18 protein-coding genes are annotated in these 18,453 nt (G+C 58.5%); 2 read left to right on the top strand and 16 right to left on the bottom strand.

All coding sequences use genetic code 11. The annotated features are described in order from the left end of the window. Positions 1-81: 81 nt before the first annotated feature. Positions 82-828, bottom strand: coding sequence for a bifunctional 2-polyprenyl-6-hydroxyphenol methylase/3-demethylubiquinol 3-O-methyltransferase UbiG (gene ubiG, locus KF767_11025; GenBank protein ID MBX3018415.1), 747 nt, complete (start codon positions 826-828; stop codon positions 82-84). Next, entirely contained in the window at positions 825-1,910 is a 1,086-nt protein-coding gene (locus KF767_11030; GenBank protein ID MBX3018416.1) for a naringenin-chalcone synthase, read from the bottom strand. Before KF767_11030 ends, ubiG begins: the two co-directional genes overlap by 4 nt. Positions 1,911-2,101: 191 nt before the next feature. Here KF767_11030 and KF767_11035 point away from each other — a divergent pair, with 191 nt between their 5' ends. Beyond that, complete coding sequence (locus KF767_11035) at positions 2,102-2,821, top strand: outer membrane beta-barrel protein (GenBank protein ID MBX3018417.1); 720 nt, start codon at positions 2,102-2,104, stop codon at positions 2,819-2,821. 12 nt (positions 2,822-2,833) lie between these two features. On the opposite strand, the gene KF767_11040 is transcribed toward KF767_11035, so the two are convergent. From KF767_11040 to KF767_11075, 8 genes are all read right to left on the bottom strand, one after another. Then, on the bottom strand, positions 2,834-3,715 hold the full coding sequence (locus KF767_11040; GenBank protein ID MBX3018418.1) for an IS1 family transposase: 882 nt from the start codon (positions 3,713-3,715) through the stop codon (positions 2,834-2,836). Positions 3,716-3,792: 77 nt separating this feature from the next. Then, positions 3,793-5,151, bottom strand: a complete 1,359-nt coding sequence (locus tag KF767_11045) for a sodium-dependent transporter (GenBank protein ID MBX3018419.1) — start codon at positions 5,149-5,151, stop codon at positions 3,793-3,795. Next, positions 5,148-6,485, bottom strand: a complete 1,338-nt coding sequence (gene der / locus KF767_11050) for a ribosome biogenesis GTPase Der (protein MBX3018420.1) — start codon at positions 6,483-6,485, stop codon at positions 5,148-5,150. Before der ends, KF767_11045 begins: the two co-directional genes overlap by 4 nt. After that, positions 6,478-7,380 carry a GTPase Era gene (gene era, locus KF767_11055; GenBank protein ID MBX3018421.1) on the bottom strand — a complete coding sequence of 301 codons (903 nt, stop codon included), beginning with the start codon at positions 7,378-7,380 and terminating at the stop codon, positions 6,478-6,480. The genes der and era overlap by 8 nt, the downstream gene beginning before the upstream one ends. Then, a complete protein-coding gene (rnc, locus tag KF767_11060) occupies positions 7,377-8,099 on the bottom strand; it encodes a ribonuclease III (GenBank protein MBX3018422.1) in 723 nt (240 codons plus the stop codon). The genes era and rnc overlap by 4 nt, the downstream gene beginning before the upstream one ends. Continuing rightward, positions 8,099-9,460, bottom strand: a complete 1,362-nt coding sequence (mtaB, locus tag KF767_11065; GenBank protein MBX3018423.1) for a tRNA (N(6)-L-threonylcarbamoyladenosine(37)-C(2))-methylthiotransferase MtaB — start codon at positions 9,458-9,460, stop codon at positions 8,099-8,101. Before mtaB ends, rnc begins: the two co-directional genes overlap by 1 nt. Further along, positions 9,457-10,515: a tRNA 2-thiouridine(34) synthase MnmA gene (gene mnmA / locus KF767_11070; protein MBX3018424.1), complete on the bottom strand. Its 1,059-nt coding sequence runs from the start codon at positions 10,513-10,515 to the stop codon at positions 9,457-9,459. The genes mtaB and mnmA overlap by 4 nt, the downstream gene beginning before the upstream one ends. A 23-nt stretch (positions 10,516-10,538) precedes the next feature. Beyond that, a complete protein-coding gene (locus KF767_11075; protein MBX3018425.1) occupies positions 10,539-11,750 on the bottom strand; it encodes a cysteine desulfurase in 1,212 nt (403 codons plus the stop codon). Between the two features lie 120 nt (positions 11,751-11,870). Between KF767_11075 and KF767_11080 the strand changes: the two genes are divergently transcribed. After that, a complete protein-coding gene (locus KF767_11080; GenBank protein ID MBX3018426.1) occupies positions 11,871-13,424 on the top strand; it encodes a hypothetical protein in 1,554 nt (517 codons plus the stop codon). Here KF767_11080 and KF767_11085 read toward each other — a convergent pair. The 6 genes from KF767_11085 to cdaA all read right to left on the bottom strand — a co-directional run bounded on the left by KF767_11085 (position 13,421) and on the right by cdaA (position 18,416). After that, positions 13,421-14,479: a hypothetical protein gene (locus KF767_11085; protein MBX3018427.1), complete on the bottom strand. Its 1,059-nt coding sequence runs from the start codon at positions 14,477-14,479 to the stop codon at positions 13,421-13,423. The two genes, KF767_11080 and KF767_11085, sit on opposite strands and share 4 nt — an antisense overlap. Before the next feature lie 63 nt (positions 14,480-14,542). Continuing rightward, complete coding sequence (gene tsaE / locus KF767_11090; protein MBX3018428.1) at positions 14,543-14,977, bottom strand: tRNA (adenosine(37)-N6)-threonylcarbamoyltransferase complex ATPase subunit type 1 TsaE; 435 nt, start codon at positions 14,975-14,977, stop codon at positions 14,543-14,545. Further along, positions 14,974-15,729 carry a pyridoxine 5'-phosphate synthase gene (locus KF767_11095; GenBank protein MBX3018429.1) on the bottom strand — a complete coding sequence of 252 codons (756 nt, stop codon included), beginning with the start codon at positions 15,727-15,729 and terminating at the stop codon, positions 14,974-14,976. The genes tsaE and KF767_11095 overlap by 4 nt, the downstream gene beginning before the upstream one ends. A 68-nt stretch (positions 15,730-15,797) precedes the next feature. Beyond that, positions 15,798-17,195: a phosphoglucosamine mutase gene (locus KF767_11100; GenBank protein ID MBX3018430.1), complete on the bottom strand. Its 1,398-nt coding sequence runs from the start codon at positions 17,193-17,195 to the stop codon at positions 15,798-15,800. A gap of 31 nt (positions 17,196-17,226) precedes the next feature. After that, positions 17,227-17,604 (bottom strand): hypothetical protein, encoded by a 378-nt coding sequence (locus KF767_11105; protein ID MBX3018431.1) that lies wholly within the window; start codon positions 17,602-17,604, stop codon positions 17,227-17,229. Positions 17,605-17,612: 8 nt separating this feature from the next. Continuing rightward, positions 17,613-18,416: a diadenylate cyclase CdaA gene (cdaA, locus tag KF767_11110; GenBank protein ID MBX3018432.1), complete on the bottom strand. Its 804-nt coding sequence runs from the start codon at positions 18,414-18,416 to the stop codon at positions 17,613-17,615. Positions 18,417-18,453: the final 37 nt, after the last annotated feature.

Genomic DNA, 18,453 nt, shown 5'->3' on the forward strand with positions numbered 1-18,453 from the left:
AGGCCTCGGCCGGGAACACATTTCCAAGCCCGGCTTTCCGGGCTTTCGCGCCGCGAGAAAGGGGTCAAATAGAGCCCGGATTCAGGCCTTTTTCCGGGCGAAACCCGTATATCCGGTCAAACGCCCCCGCTCCCAGGTGAAACGGAAGTCGGGACCGACATGCCCCGTGAAAATCATCCTCCAGAACGCCCACTGTAGAAACACGGGCCGCAGTCCCCGCTCTTCCACGGGCTCGAGGCCCTCGGACTCCATCCAAGCCCGCAGCTCCCGGGGTTTGATGAAAAGTTCGATCACGTGAAGGTCCTTCGGCGTGTTTTTCACGAACCACTCCACGCCCTTGATGACGATCAAGTGCGCGACCGGATTGCGGTTGAAAGTATGGTAAAAAAAGACCCCGCCGGGCTTCAAAACCCGGGCGGCCTCGGCGACAACCTTTGCCGGTTCCGAGACATGCTCCAGAAAATCCATGCACGTCACCGCATCGAAACTCGCATCAGAAAACGGCAAACGGTAGGCGTCCCCCTCCACCAGCCGCGCGCGGCCCGCGGTCAGGCGACCCGCGACCTCAAGGCTCGCTCCCGATGCATCCAAGCCGGTCACCGTATGACCGGCGTCCAATAGACTTTTCAGCAAAAATCCGGCGCCGCAGCCGATATCCAAAACCTCGTGACGACGACCGGCCAAGACTTCGCGCACCCACTTCGCGCGGAAGGCGCCCTCTTGCCGCAAGAGCGCGACGGGATCATCTTCCGCCGTAAGCCAGCGGTCTTTGAGGTCGTCGTAGTAGGCGTTATTCACGATCTCGCGGTCTTTACGAAAATCGGTCACGGACGCCCCCGCTTCTGCAGGAGGGCCGCCGCCACCGTGAGTCCCGGACCGAAAGCGTAACTGAAGACCCGCTCGCCGTCGGGAATTTCATTCAACATCGCGGTCCAGATCTGCGGAAGCGTCGCCGAGCTCATATTCCCGCGCTCGCGCAAAACCCGTCGCGAATGCGTGAGTTTTTCCTCGGGAAGTTCCAGCGTTTCTTTCACCTGATCGATGATGCGCGGACCGCCGGGATGGACCGCGAAGCTCGAAGCTTGAAATTCGGAAAGCGAAAGACCCAGCTCTTTCAGCCACCGCAGCTGAAAATCACGCAAGTGGAGCTGAATATGTTTGGGCACTTCTTTTTTAAGACTCATATCCATGCCGTTTTCCGAGATCACCCAGGCCATCAAGCCCGCGCTGTCCGGTAACAGCTCCTGACGAACCGAGAGGACTTCGAAGTGCGGTTCATCGGGCGCCTGAGCGCTTAAGCGGTACGTGGCGCCCCCATCGGCGAAAAGCGATTCGATCACCATGCGCTCGGGCGTGGGATCCTTGGGCCGGAGATGCAGAGTGCAGAGCTCCGTATGAATGACGTCCACATCCTGCCCGCGCGCGGTCAGTCCCTGCGCCACCCGCAGGGCCGGAATCGCGGCGTAACAGCCCATATGATAAAGATGCGTCACCGTCGTCGCGGCCGCGGCCCCGCGCTCGAGAACATGAAGTTCCGCCGGCGACGGCGCGACGTACCCGGTGCAGGTCACGTGCAAAAGATGCGGGGCCAGAGTCGACGTAGGCTGAAGGAGCTGATCGAGCATGACACGGGACTCACGCGCAAAGACCTCCATACGGAGTTTCGTTCCCGCACCGGGATGCCCCTCGACCTCGGGGAAAAGTTCGGCGTCACCGGCGCCCATGAAGGCGGGTGAGTAATGCGCGCGGGACTCGATGTGCGGCGGGCGGCAAGCGACCCGCTCCAAAAAACGATCAAGCCCCGTCGTTTGCGGATTCGCGCGCAGATAAGCTCGCGACAGCCACTGAAGGGCGTCGGTTTGTGATTTGAGGAAAGGAGGACGATCGATCCGCAGTCCGCTCAGAAACATCCCGTCGAACCTAGCTAAAATTGACCGCAATTCCATGGCTTTTCGGGGCCCGCCCGCTCGCGTCGCTCACTTTTCCGGCGCCGGTTCCCGGGATGTCTCATTGCGGGACGTTTCATTCGAATCCAGCCCCCGCCCGACCTCCGTCGAGGCGAGGCTTTGCTCCCTCGCGGTAAATATCCGATACTTGGGACATGGGGAAATTCCGCGCGCTCGTCCTACTTTTGACTCTGTGTTTACCCGTGTTCAGCTACGCGCAGTACGACGGCGAGGATGCCTACGATCCCTTCGCGGACTATTCGGAATTTGATGAAGCATCCGAGGAAGAAGCGGACATCAACTTCTTCCGTCACGGTCGTTTCTTCACGATCGGGTTCGGCGGCGGCCTTCGTGGATTCACCGAAAACATGGCGAAGGTTTACTCCAGTAACCCCACCTACGGCCTTTTCATGTCTTACTTTTTCGATCTGCGCACAGCCGCGCAATTCGGTTTTTTGACCGGCGATCATGCCTTCGATCTGTCGCATCCGTCCGAGCGCATCGCGGGGAACGTCAGCTTCACGATCATCAGCCTCGACTACAAATACTTTCTGACTTCGCAGAACGTGACCCGCGGGCTTGCGGATTTGAATCCCTACGTCATCGGGGGCCTCGCGCAGGTTTACCGCACGATCTCGATCACCGGCGACACCGGCGGCGGACGTGACGCAACGATGGGGCTTTCCCTCGGCGGCGGGATCGAGATCCCGATCATGCGTAAGAAGAACTTCATCGGCATTCAGGGCGTCTATCGCTATTTCAACTTCAAGGACGAGAATAAAAACGTCGTCCTGCCGCAGTCACAGATCACGACCAGCACGAAGGTCAACGGGGACTCGTTCGACATCGTATTCCTACTGGGCTCGAATTTCTAAGAAACTGCCCCCTTATGGTGTTGCAAGCCTCCGGTTATGCTCAAGGGCGTAAAGCTCCAGATTGATCTGCAACTGAGGCATCCGCTTCGTCGTGCACCATGTTTTGCGTGAAAGACGTTTGATGTTGTCCCGGATCATCGCGCAGGTGTGATTCAAAGAGAAGATCGGGTCATATTTCAGCTTCTTCAATTCCCCCTGGCCCACGACCGCAGCTCTACCACCCTTCACCGTTTTATGAGTGGCCTTCGGAAAGACGCGCCTGAGATCTTTGGGATAGTGGGGATTGGAATCCGAGGTGAAGGTTGCAAATGGGTTCACCAGCTCTTTCAGCCCCTCAAACATTTTCACTCGAGCTGGCGACCTTCCGTCCACCCGAGGTCCGTACTTCTTGCGAGACAGATGAGCCAAGCCCCCCTTCGCGGGCATCGAGGAGCATTCTATACCTAAGATCCGGCGTGACTCTTCCTCGACCGCAAGCGTGATTGAAATGGGTTTTAACTTCGTGTGCTCAAAGGTTTCCATATCATCGAACTGCACCTTTTCAGAAAGCGGGAACTGCAGGTTCCAACGACGATTCTCTTCCCGCGCCAAAGCCCCCGCGAAGCGGAACTTCCGAATCACGGTCTTCGCGTTTAAACGAAGTAGCTTGGCGGCCTTTCGCTGACTTACGCCGGCGGTCATAAGTCGAACCACACGGCGGTTGTAGGTGCGTTTTTTCTGAGAGTAAAGCGGACTGGAAGTCGCGGCAGAGAAGGATTTTCCGCAGCGAAAGCATCGGTATCGGACCAGAATCTGGCCATCGGACTTACGACGATAAAAACCCCAGCGACGAATCGTCCGGGAGGCGAACTCTTTTTGTCTTTGAATATGACAATACGGGCATTTGAGGATCATGAACGACGAAGGGCGCAATTTCTGCGCCCTTCCAGTCATTCATCTCCTGCCACACGTTAGTGGGGCAGTTTCAATTTCTAACGGAAAAGTCCCACGACCTGCAGTGCCAGCCCCAAAAGAATCAAGCCGGGAATCCCCCACTTGAGCGCGAAGTACCAATGGGAAAAGAGCGATTGGGTTTCGGCGCTGGCGCCCTCCCCCTTGAAGTTCGCTTCGATCTCGGAGCGTTTCATCCCCTTCGCGATCGCCACGCAAACGAAAAGACACGTCAGCGGCAAAAGCCAGTTGATCAAAATGGCGTCGAGGTTTTCCAGAACCGAACGCGAGGAGTCCTCTTTGCGCATGGAGCCCAGCACCGCCGGCACCACCGAAAAGAGCAGCACGATAGAGCCCGAAAGCCAACTTGCGAACAAACGCGAAACCCGGAAGACCTCTTTCGCGTTCGAGACGATGACCTCCATCAACCCCAAACTTCCGCCGAGGGCCGCCAGGTACAGACAGACGAAAAAGCCCAAACCGAACAAGACCCCGCCACTGCGGTTTTGCAAAAATCCGGGTAGCGATTGGAAAAGCAGACTGGGATCGTTGAGCGGAACGTTCGAAACCGCCAGCGCGATCGGGATGATCACCAGACCCGCGATGAGCGAAAAGCTCGTATCCATCAGCGCCACGCGGTAACCCACGGCGGGGATGTTTTTCTTTTCGAGCAGATAGCTACCGAAAGTCACCATCGTCCCTAAACCCACGCCCAACGTGAAGCAGACATGCCCGATGGCATGTCCCAACGAGTTCCAGGTCAACGCCGAGAAGTTCGGGTAAAACAAAAACCGGAAGGCTTCGGTCGCCGTGGGCAGGCTCAAACTCTGCCAAAGCAGAAAGACGAGCAGCACACCGAAAACCGGCATCATGCTGCCGATCCAACGCTCGATCCCCTCATGCACCCCGCGCGCGATGACCGCGGTGCAGATGATCAGGTGAACCGAGGCCAGACCGATCTGCAGAAAACCGCTGTCGGTCAAAGCGCTCAAACTCATGACCTGATCGGGCCCGCGGGGCACGAAGGCCTCGGACAGGAACTGGACCACAAAGTAAAGAACCCAGCCGCTGATGACCGCGTAATAGGATAAAACCAAAAGCGCGAGGCCGAAGCAGATGCGGCCCACCCAACGGAAGCTGCGCCCGCCTTCGCGCATCTTGAGGGAGCGCGTGGCCGCGATCACGGGTTGACGCTGACTTTGCCCCAGGATGAGCTCGGCGATCAGGATCGGCAGCCCCAGACTCATCGCCAAGAGCACGTACAAAAGCACGAAGGCCCCGCCGCCATTTTCACTGACGATGTACGGGAAGCGCCACAGGTTCCCCAGCCCGAAGGCCGAGCCGATGGCGGCAAGGTAAAATCCGTAGCGCGTACGCCACTTCATCCGCTTGGGCGTCATTCACCCTTTCCGCGGGACTTCATGACGAAGATCCGGATCGGCACGCCCTGCAGGTCGAAGCGCTCCTTCATGTTGTTGATCAAGAAACGGCGGTACGCATTGTCGACGCCGTCCGGATGATTCGCAAAGGCGATGAAGGCCGGCGGTTTTTGCTGCGTTTGCGTGAGGTAGTAGAACTTCACGTTGTGCACGCCGTAGACGGGGCTCGGCGCTTTACGGATGGTCTCGAAGAAGAAATCATTCAGCTCGCGCGTCGAGATGCGCATATTCATCTTCTCGTGCATCCACTCAATCCCCTCGAGCAGATCGCGCATCCCTTTGCCGGTCACGGCCGAGGTGAAAACGATCGGCAGATCCCGGTAGAAGTGGAAGACCTGATGGCACTGGGCGCGGAACTTCTCTTTGAATTCGGCTTCGCCCTCGCCCAGATCGGCTTTGTTCGCGACCAAAAGAACCGCTTTGTGATCCTCGAGAATGCTTTGCAGAATGCGCGCATCCTGATCCGACGGACCCAAGGTCGCGTCCACGACCAGCATCACGACATCGGCCTTGCGGATCGAATCGTGGGATTTGAAAGCGGCGATGATCTCGAGGTCTTCATCCCGGCGCGCGCTTTTACGCAAACCCGCCGTATCGATCAGGATGAATTTCTTCCCGTTATAGGTGAACGGCGTATCCACCGCGTCGACGGTCGTGCCTGCGATTTCGCTGACGAGCATGCGGTTTTCACCCAACAGGCGATTCACCAACGACGACTTCCCGGCATTGGGTTTACCGACCATCGCGAGCGTCATCCCCTGCACCACGTTCTGTTCGGTCGGCGCGGGCAAATGGCGATCGAGCCACTCGAGCATCGGCGACAAATTGCGACGGGACTCGAAAGACGTCGCCACGACATCCACGCCGAACTCGAAGAACTCGGCGATCTTCATGTCCTGGTCATGCTCGCGATCCACCTTGTTCACGACAAGGCAGAAGGGCTTGCCGGTTTCGAGCACGATGCGGACCACGTCACGATCTTCAGGCACGAGACCGTCGCGGCCGTCCATCACCAACAGAATCAAATCCACGCTATCCAGGAAGTCGACGACCTGCTCACGAATAAGCTTCGAGACCAGGTCGGGGCTTTCCGTCAGTCCGCCCGTATCGATCAGATCGAATTCTTTTCCCCAGAGCTCCGCGGTTTCAACGATCAGATCGCGCGTGACCCCGCGCTGATCCTTCACGACCGCTTTGCGCGTTTCGGTCAACAGGTTGAACAGCGTGGATTTCCCCACGTTGGGACGACCGACGATCGCGACTTTCTTTGTGTCCAGGCGGAAGGACTCATTCAACGACATAACCGAACTCCTTCATGAGGCGCGGGTTTTTCTCCCAGCCCTCTTGGACGCTGACGTGCAGCTCGAGAAAGATCTTGCGGTCGAATGCCTTTTCCATGGCCTTGCGCGCTTGGGTGCCGATCTCTTTGATTTTAGTGGCGCCTTTACCGATCACGATCGCCTTGTGGGATTCGCGCGAGACCAGGATCTCGGCCGTGATTTTATCGAGATCGCCAGTTTCTTCGTACTTCATGATCCGCACGGCGATTCCGAAAGGGATCTCTTGTTCGAGGTTTTCGAAACACTTCTCGCGCACGAACTCCACCGCCAATTCGCGTGTCGTATGGGGCGTCGAGAACTCGGGGTCGTACAGCGGGGCCTTCGCTTCGGGCATGTTTTTGAGCGCCCACTGACGGATCGCTTCGGGATCGTCCGAATCACGCCCCGGCTCGGTCGAGACCTCAAAAATCGTGGCGTCCGGCACATGCTCGCGGATCAAGCCCTTGATCATCGTGCGACGGTGATCCAAAGCGATGATGTCAATCTTCTGCACGACGAAGGCCTTCGGCTTTGTCGTCGTGAGCGCGAGCTTGATCACGTTTTCGATATTGTCTTTTTCTTTCTGATCCACGTTCAGCACGAAAAGAAGCGCGTCGCTATTTGCGATCACGTCTTCGGCTTCCTTTTGCAAAAAGGCGTTCAGACCGCCCTCGCTGCGGATCAAGCCCGGAGCATCGACGAAGACGACTTGCGATTGCTCACTACTCCACAGCCCCAGCACGCGGCGACGCGTGGTTTGCGGCTTCGCGGTGACGATAGATAGCTTCTCTTTACACAGCCAATTCATCAGGCTGGATTTTCCCGCATTGGGAAGACCGATCAGTCCGCAGTAGCCAGCACGGTAACTCATGATTTTCGACTCTCTTTCTCTTCTTCCGGAACGGGATGCGCCTCGGACTCTAGAACCGCTAAGGCCGCGCGGGCGGCCTCTTGTTCGGCGGCTTTTTTACTTGAGCCCTCGGCCTCCGCCCAAACGCGACCATCCGTTTCAACCCGCACCGTGAAACGGCGCGCGTGGGGCGGACCGTCCTCGGATGTCAGTTTGTAAACCGGGGTCACTTTGTCGCGGGCCTGGACGGCCTCTTGGAAACGGGTTTTATAATCAGAACGAAAATCCTCGGTGACGTCATCATTCGCCAAGAGCGCGTCGAAAAGGCGAAAGACGAGCTCGCGCGTTTTCTCGAAGCCCTGATCGAGGTACACGGCGCCCATGAGCGCCTCGAGGGTGCTGGCCAAGAGCCGCGGCTTCAGCGCTCCCTGGCTTTGCAATTCGCTTTTCCCCAACCGCAGATGGTCGCCCAACTTCAAAGAGCTCGCGACGGCGGCCAGACTTTTTTCATTCACGAGGCTCGCCCGCTTTTTCGAAAGACGACCTTCGTCATTATCCGGAAAGCGCTTCATCAGCAAATCCGCGAGGGCGAGATCCAAGACCGCATCCCCCAGGAACTCGAGCTTCTCGTTGTGGGTCTCGGGCTTCACGCCGAAGCTTTTATGCGTGAGCGCTTTCTGCAGAAGCTCCGCATTCTGAAACCGGATCCCGAAGCCTTGAAGAAGATTTTCGATGCCCATCACAGACGTCCCCCGACCGGACGCCCCAGCAGAACACCTTCCATACGCGGACTTTGATCGAAACGGTAGCCCGTGATCTCGACCGGGATTTCCCCGGGTGCGTCGGCCTCACCGCCACTCATGCCGTCGATCAGGATATTCCAGTAGTCGCGTGAAAGTCCCAGACGCGAATCGTTTTCGGGTTTACGATCCTTCAAGAGCAGAACCTCTTTGCGCAACCCCAGCTGCTTGTCGGCCTCTTCGCGAAAACGCGCCAAGCTCAATTCACGCAGGCGACGCGCGCGGGCCTTACGGACTTCGTTCGGGATTTGTTTGAAGGTCTCGGCGCGGGTCCCTTTGCGTTCGCTGTAGGGGAAGACGTGCAGCCGCGTCCACGGCGTTTCGTTCAGCGTACGGTAGGTCTCTTCAAAGAGTTCTTCCGTTTCGGTCGGGAAGCCCGCGATGACGTCCATACCGATGAAGGCGTCAGGAAGGCGCTCACGGATACGCGCCAGCGACTCGCGCACTTCTTTTTCGCCGTAGTGGCGCTTCATATCCTTCAGCACCGCGGTGCTGCCGCTTTGAATCGACATGTGAAAGTGACGACATAGACGAACGTCCGAAACATAAAGTTCCAGAAGGCGTTCGCTGACTTCGACGGGCTCGAGACTCGTCAAACGGATGCGCGGGATCTTCGTGTACTTCAGCACGTTTTCCACAAGGTCTTCGAGTTTGCGCGGCTCTTTCGCCTGCACATCTTCGTAGTCACCGATGTGTACGCCCGTCAGGACCACCTCTTCAAATCCCAGCTTCGTCAGCTCGTTCACGCGCGCGACGAGGTCTTTGATCGGGATCGAGCGGCTTTTCCCACGGGCGTAGGGAATGATGCAGTAGCTGCAGAACGAGTTGCAGCCGTCCTGGATTTTCAGAAAGGCGCGCGAGTGATTTTCTTCCAGCCCCCCGCCCGCTTCCAGATCGTCTTTGCGGAAGATGTTCGACTTCAAAACGCGCGCGGGCAATGTGCCCTTGAAGTGCTGATCGAGGATGCGGGGCAGATCCCCTTTGTGCGAATTGGCGACGACCAGATCGGCGCCCGGCAAATTTTCGAAAGAACCCGTGTCCACCTGGGCCGCGCAGCCCGTGACGACGACCGTCGCCAGCGGATCGCGCGCTTTCAGTTTGCGAATCAGGCGAACCGCTTCTTTGGTCGCCTCGGCCGTGACCGCGCAGGTGTTCAGGATGTGGATACGGGGCTCGTCTTCAGTCGTGGCGGAGCGCGCGCCATCAACTGTGGTGAACCCCTGACCCGCCAGATTTTTCTGGATCAGGCCCGAATCATAGGTGTTCACTTTGCAGCCGAAGCTATGGAGCTTGAACTTCATTGCTGAATCCATCCCCCGCCGACCAGAGCCTGACCGCGATAGATGACCGCCGCCTGTCCGGGCGTGATCGCGCGTTGGGGTTCATCGAACTCGATGCGCGCGCGTCCGTCTTTGTCCTTGATCACCCGTCCCGGACTTCCACGGTGCTGGTAACGGATCTTCACGTTGAGGGTCTCCCCCTCTTCGAAATCCTGCAGCCAGTGCGTGCGTTCCATCTGCAAGGACGACGCGAAAAGATGTTTCTCTTCGCCGATCCAAACGGTCTTGGTGTCCGCATCGATTTTCAGAACGAACATCTTTTCGTGGTGGTCGAGGCCCAAACCCTTCGACTGACCGTAGGTGTAATGATGAATGCCGTCGTGCTGGCCCATGACCTCGCCGCTCGGATAGCGGCGCAGATCCCCGCGCAGATTCTTCAGGACCGAACCCGCGACCTGGGTTTTGATGAAATTGTCGTAGCCCTGATTGCCGACGAAACAAATGCCGGTGGAGTCTTTTTTGCGCGCGACCACGAGCCCGCGCTCTTCCGCGTATTTTCGGACTTCGGGTTTATTCATGCCGCCCACCGGGAAAAGAAGCTTCGGCAGAAGCGTTTTTTCCATGGTGAACAGGAAGTAAGTTTGATCCTTCCACGAGTCCTCGCTGGTCACGAGCTCGGGCTCACCCTTCGCGTTCGTGCGGATCTGCGCGTAGTGCCCGGTCGAGAGATAATCGCACTCGAGCTCTTTCATTTTGCGCACCAGGTGATCGAACTTCAGGAAGGTGTTGCAGTTCACGCAAGGGAGCGGCGTTTTACCGTTCAGATATCCCTGCACGAAAGGATCGATGACCGCTTCCTTGAACTGCGTTTCGCAGTTCAGAACGTAAAACGGAATGCCCAGATGATCCGCCACCGAGCGCGCATCATCCACATCGAGCGACGAACAGCAGGTGCCGTTCCCCTCTTCGATGTCGCAGTTCGAGTAATCCCAAACCTGCATGGTTGCGCCGATGACCTCATAACCTTGATCCACCAAGAGACTTGCGGCGACCGAGCTGTCGACCCCGCCGCTCATCGCGACCAGCACACGACCTTTACTCATACCGAGACTCCTTCGCCCGACGCCGAAGCGCTTTCGGTGGCGATCTGACGCAAATGACGGACGACCTCTTTCAACGTATCGACAAACGCGTCGACCTGCTCCCGCGTCGTCGTCCAGCCCAGACTGACCCGGAGCGAGTTCTGCGCTTCCGCGCGCGTGAGCCCCATGGCGAGCAGCACGGGACTGGGCTCGGGACTGCCGCTGGAACACGCGGCGCCGGTGGAGACGGCGAAACCTTTCAGGTCCAAACTCATCAGCAATGTTTCTCCGTCGACGCCTTTCAAGACGAGGCTCGAGGTGTTGTTCAACCGGCAGCTGCCCGCGCCCGTGCGCGTGACTTGCGTGATCTCATTCAAGATGCGCGCTTCCATGTGATCGCGCAATTCGCGGATGCGCGGCACTTCGGTTTCAAGTTTCACCAGATCCTTCACGGCTTCGCCGAATGCGATCTGCCCCAAAGTGTTTTCGGTGCCGCCGCGACGCTGGCGTTCCTGCGCTCCGCCGTAGATCAGCGGACGGTAGGGACTGCCACGCTTCACGTACAAAAGCCCCGTCCCCTTCAGCGCGTAGAATTTATGTCCCGAAAGCGAAGCGTAGTCGACGCCCATTTCGCCTAAGTGAAGCTTCGCCTTTCCCAGGGCCTGCACGGCGTCGGTGTGCACGAGCGCGCCCGCCGCTTTCGCGCGCGCGACGATCTCGGAGAGCGGCAACAGATTTCCGGTTTCGTTGTTCGCGAACATCGCCGAAACGAGAAGCGTTTTCGGTCCGACCACTTTCGAGAAAGCCTCAAGATCGAAGACGCCTTCGCGATTGACGGAAATGCGGTGCACTTTCGCGCCCCACGTCTCGATCATCTGGAAGGTCTTCGCGATGCTCGGGTGCTCGACGTCGGTGGTGATGAACTCGTCGCGACCTTGCAGCGGTGCCGGGAGTTCGTTCGCCTTGAGCATCGCGAACACGCCCTGAATGACGGTGTTACTGGACTCGGTGGCGCCGCTCGTGAAGATGAGTTCCAGCGGACTGGCCCCGAGCGCGAGCGCGATATTTTGCCGCGCCTCACGGAGCTTTTGTTTGATCTCTCGACCGGCCCAGTGAATCGAACTGGGATTGCCCCAAACCGCCAAAGTTTCGGTCAGCTTTTTTTGCACGCGTTCCGACAGCGGGGTGGTGGCATTGAAATCGAGGTAAACTTTTGAAAATTCTTGCATTTCGCCCGTCTTTAAGTGGATGGGACATAGCACAATGCCCGACCTAGGACAAGGTCAATCGCCCGGCTTTTCCTCACCTAAATCCGCAAGCTTTCAGGGCGCTTAGCCGATAAAGAAAACGTGAACTGGGCGCAACTGCAATCGCAATTTTTCACGGACCATCCGCCAAGCCGGGAGTTCTTCGAACTTCACCTGGGCTCATTCCCTTGGAACGAAGAGGTTTTGCCCGTTTACGCCTGGGAAAGGCATGTCTATATCGCCGCCGTCAATCCGGCCGCCATCTCGGAAATGATGAGCACCTGGCCCGAAAACTGGGTCCTGCTTCAGGCCGACGCCGCGGACCTGCGCGCGCTCTGGCAAGGTTGGCATCCCGCCGAGACCGTCGCCCCCGAGTCGAACCCTTTCGACTCGGAGCCGCGCTCGATGCACTTCGAAGATTCAACCCAACCGCGCATCCCCATCGAGATGAACGAGGACACCAGTCCCCCGGTCGAGATGCCGCGACTGCCTTCGGATGAATTCGAGCTGCCCGCCGCATCCGGGAAAGCGTTCCCGCCGGCCATGGAAGCGACGCCCCCGCCGAGCGCGCCGCTGCCCGAGATTCCCGAGTTCAATCCCGCCGAATTTCTTGAAACGGCCGACGCCGCCCCCGTCGCGGAAATCAACGCGAGCGAAGAGTCCCTGGATCTGACCGGAGGTTTCCCCGATGCCGAGGAAACTCCGGCCGCCGCCGACGGCGATGAAGGGCTGACCCCGGCCGTTGATGAATCGGAAATGGACGGCGCCCCCGAAGGCTTCGAGTTCGCAAGCGACGTCAAGCCCGTCGCGAAAGTCGAAGTCCCGGACGAATTCGCGGGGATCGAGAACTTCTCGACGACGAATACCGGCGCTTCGCAGGTCACGATCTCGAGCCTGCAACGCGCACCGGATGACGGCGCGCCCGCAAAAATTCCGCAAGGCGTTCCCAAGGCGAAGACTCCGCCCATTCCCGCAAGCGCTCCGGCGACCGCGGGCATGTCGAAACTCGATCCGCCCCCGGCCGCCGTGGACCGCGGACGTCCGCCCGTGGCGGCCGCGCCGAAAGCTCCTCCGCATCAAGACGTGAAGCCCGCATCCACTCCGAAGACCGCACCGCCCCCGGCGGCCGCATCCGCCGCCGTCGCCGCGGCACCGAGCCCGGCGACCCCCGAGGCTCCCGTCGAAGCGAGCGTGACGTTCCACGGTTTGAAAGTCACCGCCGAGACGAAAGCGATGCTCGCGGGACTGCCGCCCACGTTCACCGCCGCTCTGCTCGCCAGCAAAGCGGGAAATTCACTGCGCGTGATCGCGAGCTCCAAACCCGAGTTCGCGACGCCCGAATCCGAACGGGATTTTTCACTCAGTACGCCTTCTCCGTTCCGGATCGTGACCCGTACCGAAAAGTCGTACCACGGCTATTTGATCAATAGCCCCTACCTCGACCAGTTTTTCCAATCCTGGAATAAAGGGAATTATCCCGAGCATCTGACGGTCGCCCCGGTCTTGTCGGGCGCGAACATCATGGGCTTCGTTATCGCCTTCGGCTCCGCGCAAGCGGCCGGCAAAGCGGGACTGCAAGCGGTGGAAGCGCTCGCCGAGAATCTGGTGCGCAACTGGCCGGCGGCGCCCGCGAATCCGAAATCCAAAGCCGGCTAACGGATTTTAATCAGAAAAATCAGAAGCGTCATGGTGATCATCACCTGAATGAGCGCGAAGCGCACGAGCACCTGCGTATTGGACCAGCCTTTGTTGTGACGAACGTGATCGTGCAGCGGAAAACGGACGTTCTTCAAAAAGGCGACTTTGAAAAACCGCATGATCGCAACTTTCACCAGACCGGTCCCGCCGTTCACCATCAAAACCGCCGAAACGATCAGAATACAAAACGGATTTCCCGATTTGATGACGAAGACCCCCAGCAAGAATCCGAGCGCGCGCGAACCCGCATCGCCCATCAGCAGAATCGACGGATTCGCGTTGTACCAGAGGTATCCCAGGATGCAGCCCACCATGGAAAACGCCATCATCCCGAAGGTCGCGCCGTCCGCATCGTGCGGAATGAGAAGATACTGCGCGATCTCGCGGTGACCGATGATGAAATAAAGGAGCGAACCCAGACTCGTGAAAGCGAAAGCGGTCAACGTTCCGGAGAGGCCGTCAACACCATCTGAGCAATTGGTCGAGTTGATCGTCGCCCACAATAAAACGGTCGCCAGCGGAATGAAAAGCCAAAGGGGAACCAAAAAAAGCCCCGAGGTGAACGGCAACCAAATCGGGACGTCCTGAAATCCGCTCAGAACCAAGGCCGCCGCCACTGCGAGCAGCAGATCGATCAAACCTTTTTTGTACTCGCCCCACGAGGTGACCGATTTATCGTCCAGCCATCCCGAAAGCATCGCACCGAACGTGAGCGCCAGCACCCCGAGCACTTCGATCGACCAGGGTAAAAACAAAATCTCGATCAGGATGAAGAGGCTCACGAAAATGACGCCCGCGCCGGTGGGCTTTCCGGCGGCGACCGCGCCCTGAACCGCGTGACTGCGACCGCGATCCCGCGGAAGTTTGTTCATCAAACGGGGCAGCAAATAAAAACTCAATAGAAAGCAGAAAAAGACGCTGAGTCCACTCAAGAACAAATGCGACGTCAAAAGCCGAAAGGGTCCGTAATACTGCGAAAGAAACTCGCCGAGCCAATAAACCATCTTCGCCACCACCCCGTTCCCCAACGATAAGGCGGACCGGCGGCGTTCGCCAAGCGAAAATCGAGAACGTAATCAGCGCGAAGAATCGTCCACCCGACGAACCCCGCGAGGCTCTGCCGCAAACTCTAAGGTCACGATCCGGCGATCACGCGGAAAATGCGAAAGCGGAATCATCTCGGGCCACTCGATCACGGTCAGCCCCGCGGCGTCTTCCAACATCTCCCAAAATCCCGCGGCGTCGAGCTCGGACTCCTCCTTCACGCGGTAAAGATCCCAATGATCGACGTGCGTGAAAATACCACCACCCGGATAGGCGTGATGAAGCGCGTAGGTCGGCGAAGCCACGTCCCGCACCCCCAAAGACTCCAGCAGAAAGCGCGTGAAGGTGGTCTTCCCCGCCCCCATGGGACCGATCAGCCGCAAGACGGTGCCCGGCGCAAGCGCCGCCGCGCACTCATTTGCGAAACCGCGTAGGGCCGCGAGATCCGGCAAGGGGTGAAAACTCATGGACGTTTTCCGTCGAGGATCCGGCGCATTTTTTTCACCGCGGGGCCCAGCCCCTCTTCCAGCGCGTAGCAGATGAGCGAGTGGCCAATGTTCACTTCCTTCAGATACGGAAGCCGGCGGATCGTTTGCGTCGTGGCGTAATCGAGACCGTGCCCCGCGTGCACCGAAAGGCCCAAAGCGTCGCCGATCTCGGCCGCGCGGACCAGGCGTTTCCACGCGCGGTTCGCTTCGGCTTTGCGGCCCGCCTGTACGGATTCACACCAGTGCCCCGTGTGCAGCTCGATCGCTTCGGCGCCCAGGATGGCCGCCATCTTCACCTGCGCGGGGTCCGCCTCGATGAAAAGCGAGACCTCGATGCCGATCGCTTGAAGTTTTGGGATCATGACCGCGAGCTCTTTTTCCGCGCGGATGACGTCGAGTCCGCCTTCGGTCGTCAGCTCTTGGCGTTTTTCGGGGACGAGGCAAACCCAGTCGGGCTTTTCCTTCAGCGCGATCTTCATCATCTCACGGGTCACCGCCATTTCGAGATTGATGAGTGCCGGCCGCGCTTTGCAGATCCGGGTGACGTCGCGATCTTGAATATGACGGCGGTCTTCGCGCAAGTGAATGGTGATCTGTTCGGCGCCGTTTTTCACGGACAAGCGCGCCAGGTTGAGCAGATCGGGATAGGGCGTTTTACCGCCGCGGACTTGGCGCAGGGTCGCGCCGTGATCGATGTTCACTCCGAGACGGATGCGGGGGCTCTTTTTCATAAGCCCCTCGTACCGCGAAATCCGCGCGATAGCAAAGGCTGCCGCGCGGGCGGCCCCAGACGCGAGGGCTATTCGCCGAGGTGTTTTTCCAAGAAGCCGGCGATCTTTTCGGCCATGACGGTGATCCGCGCCTGATCCGGGCCCTCGATCATGACCCGCACGAGCGGCTCGGTTCCCGAGAAGCGCACGAAGACGCGCCCTTCACCCTTCAGGTCGTCGCTCGTGGCCTTCACGAGCTCCTTATAACCCGGGATGGAGTCGAGGTCCTGGCGTCGTTTCACGCGCAAGTTCACCAGCACCTGGGGAACGTCTTCGACGATCCGGTTGAGTTCGGACATCTTGGCGCCAGTCTCGCGCATAACGGACAAAACACTGAGCGCGGCGACGCAACCGTCCCCGGTCGTCACGTGATCCGAAAAGATGATATGTCCCGAAGACTCCCCGCCCAGATTGAAACCGTTGCGCCGCATTTCTTCGACGACGTATTTGTCACCGACCCCGGTCTTGACGACCTTGATGCCGGCTTCGGTCATTTTGCGCTCCAACCCGAAGTTCGCCATCTGGGTCGTCACGAGGGTGTTCCCCTTGAGGAGCCCCTTCTTTTTCATGTGCAGAGCGCAGATCCCGAGGATGTGATCCCCGTTCATGATATGCCCTTTTTCATCGACCAGGATCACCCGATCCGCATCGCCGTCGAGCGAGATACCGAGATCCGCGCGGAATTCCAAAACCGCTTCGGCGAGCTTCGCCGGATGAAGCGCGCCCACCTTATCGTTGATGTTCGTCCCGTTCGGATTGTCGCCCAGCTGGATAACTTCCGCGCCGAGCTCTTCAAAGATGGCGGGCGCGACTTTGTAAGCCGCGCCGTTCGCCGTATCCAAAACGATGCGCAGACCATCGAGGGTCTGCTCGAGCGGGAACGTGTTTTTCACGAAGACGATGTAACGGCCTTGGGCATCGTCGATCCGGCGCGTACGTCCGATCTGCGGAGAAGGCGGCATCAGCTTCTGAAAGTCCTCGCCTTGGACCAGGCGCTCGATTTCGCGCTCCATGTCCTCGTTCAGTTTGAAGCCATCCGCGCCGAAAATTTTGATGCCGTTATCTTGAAAAGCGTTGTGCGAAGCCGAGATCACGATCCCCGCCGACGCCCGCATATTGCGGGTCAGAAAGCCGATCCCCGGTGTCGGCAGCGGCCCCACGAGCTGCACGTGCACGCCCATCGAGTTCAGTCCCGACGCCAGCGCCTGCTCGATCATGTAACCCGACAAACGGGTGTCTTTACCGATGACGACCTTTTTATCCCGTGACGACCACGGATTCGTTTCTTTTTGCAGGAGGTAGCCGATGGCCTGCCCGATCCGGATCACGGTTTCGGGAACCATGGGGAAGACGTTCGCGGTGCCACGAATTCCGTCCGTGCCGAACAACTTGGATTTTTTTTCGGTGGTCTTCGCGTCGCTGCTCAAAATCAGGTCCTCACTTTTTTCTACCGTGCACTCACTTCTTTTCGATCTGCACTTCGATCCGCTCGGGCTGAAGGGTGACCAGCTTTACGCCGAAAGGCACATCGACTCGTCCGCGCGGGATCTCGACTTCATAGCGGCCCGGGCCCTTGGAACTCAAGTCCAATGTGACGATTTGGCTGACGCCATTTTCAATAAAACGGCGAAGCGCCGTTCTTGGTCCCGAAACTTTGATTTTGATGGTGTCCACGGACTGAAAAACGACGGAGTAGCCCGGCGGCGGGATCAGCTCGATGTCGACTTTTTTGGCAACCACGAAATCCCGACGCCCCAGGATCGTGATCCACAAGATGAGCGCGATGAACAGCGACACCATCTTGTAACTCAGATTTTCGGTGAAAAAAGCGCGCATCCTGGGTTTCACGCGAACTCCTCGGTCTTACGGAACTTCAAGCCGAAGACGCCGTAGAGCGCTTTACGTAGACGATTGGAATCTTCCATCGTCGTCAGGTGGCCCCCTTGAACCAAGCCCACGTTGCGATTCTCTTCGCTGACGATGATGACGATCGCGTCGGTTTCTTCCGTGAGCCCTATGGCCGCGCGGTGACGCGTCCCCAAGTTCTTATCGAGGACGGGATTTTTACTGAGCGGCAAGAAGTTCCCCGCCGAATGAATCTTCCCCCCGCGGATCAAGACCGCGCCGTCATGCATGGGGCTCGTCGGGTGAAAGACCGAACACAAAAGCTCCGACGAAACTTTGGAGTCGACTTCGGTTCCGAACTCGATGTGGTAGTCGATCATGATGTCGCGTTCGAGCACGATCAAAGCGCCGTAACCCCGCTCGGCCATCTGGAAGGCGGACTTCACGATCTCTTCGACGACCTGGGTTTCCTGCGCGCCGCTGACATCCGAGAAGAAGGGATTCGAACCGATCTGCGCGAGCGCGCGACGGATCTCGCCTTGGAACAGGATCACGACGATGACGAAAAGATTTGAGAAGAATTTCTCGAGAATCCAGTTGAAGGTGTAGAGCTCAAGACCGATCGAGGCGATGTAAAGAATCGCGAGGACGCCGAGACCGGAGAGCATCTGGATTGTGCCGGTTTTACGAATCAGGATCAGCACCCGGTAGACCACGACCCAAACGAGGATCATGTCCAACAAGTCCTGCAAACGCAGGTGCGTGAGAATAAAAAGAACGTTGTCCTTAATCTGAAGGAACATGGGGCGTGGTTGCTCCGCTGGGTATTCGAATCCCGTA

Source organism: Pseudobdellovibrionaceae bacterium, from assembly GCA_019637875.1.
Taxonomy (GTDB): domain Bacteria; phylum Bdellovibrionota; class Bdellovibrionia; order Bdellovibrionales; family Bdellovibrionaceae; genus JAHBUW01.

Excerpts from the sequence above, each read along its gene's own strand:
- cdaA (MBX3018432.1), bottom strand. The coding sequence starts at position 18,416 with ATGTTCCTTCAGATTAAGGACAACGTTCTTTTTATTCTCACGCACCTG.
- era (MBX3018421.1), bottom strand. The coding sequence starts at position 7,380 with ATGAGTTACCGTGCTGGCTACTGCGGACTGATCGGTCTTCCCAATGCG.
- KF767_11040 (MBX3018418.1), bottom strand. The coding sequence starts at position 3,715 with ATGATCCTCAAATGCCCGTATTGTCATATTCAAAGACAAAAAGAGTTC.
- KF767_11105 (MBX3018431.1), bottom strand. The coding sequence starts at position 17,604 with ATGCGCGCTTTTTTCACCGAAAATCTGAGTTACAAGATGGTGTCGCTG.
- KF767_11030 (MBX3018416.1), bottom strand. The coding sequence starts at position 1,910 with ATGTTTCTGAGCGGACTGCGGATCGATCGTCCTCCTTTCCTCAAATCA.
- KF767_11045 (MBX3018419.1), bottom strand. The coding sequence starts at position 5,151 with ATGACGCCCAAGCGGATGAAGTGGCGTACGCGCTACGGATTTTACCTT.
- rnc (MBX3018422.1), bottom strand. The coding sequence starts at position 8,099 with ATGGGCATCGAAAATCTTCTTCAAGGCTTCGGGATCCGGTTTCAGAAT.
- mtaB (MBX3018423.1), bottom strand. The coding sequence starts at position 9,460 with ATGAAGTTCAAGCTCCATAGCTTCGGCTGCAAAGTGAACACCTATGAT.
- KF767_11095 (MBX3018429.1), bottom strand. The coding sequence starts at position 15,729 with ATGAAAAAGAGCCCCCGCATCCGTCTCGGAGTGAACATCGATCACGGC.
- KF767_11035 (MBX3018417.1), top strand. The coding sequence starts at position 2,102 with ATGGGGAAATTCCGCGCGCTCGTCCTACTTTTGACTCTGTGTTTACCC.
- tsaE (MBX3018428.1), bottom strand. The coding sequence starts at position 14,977 with ATGAGTTTTCACCCCTTGCCGGATCTCGCGGCCCTACGCGGTTTCGCA.
- mnmA (MBX3018424.1), bottom strand. The coding sequence starts at position 10,515 with ATGAGCGGCGGGGTCGACAGCTCGGTCGCCGCAAGTCTCTTGGTGGAT.
- KF767_11075 (MBX3018425.1), bottom strand. The coding sequence starts at position 11,750 with ATGCAAGAATTTTCAAAAGTTTACCTCGATTTCAATGCCACCACCCCG.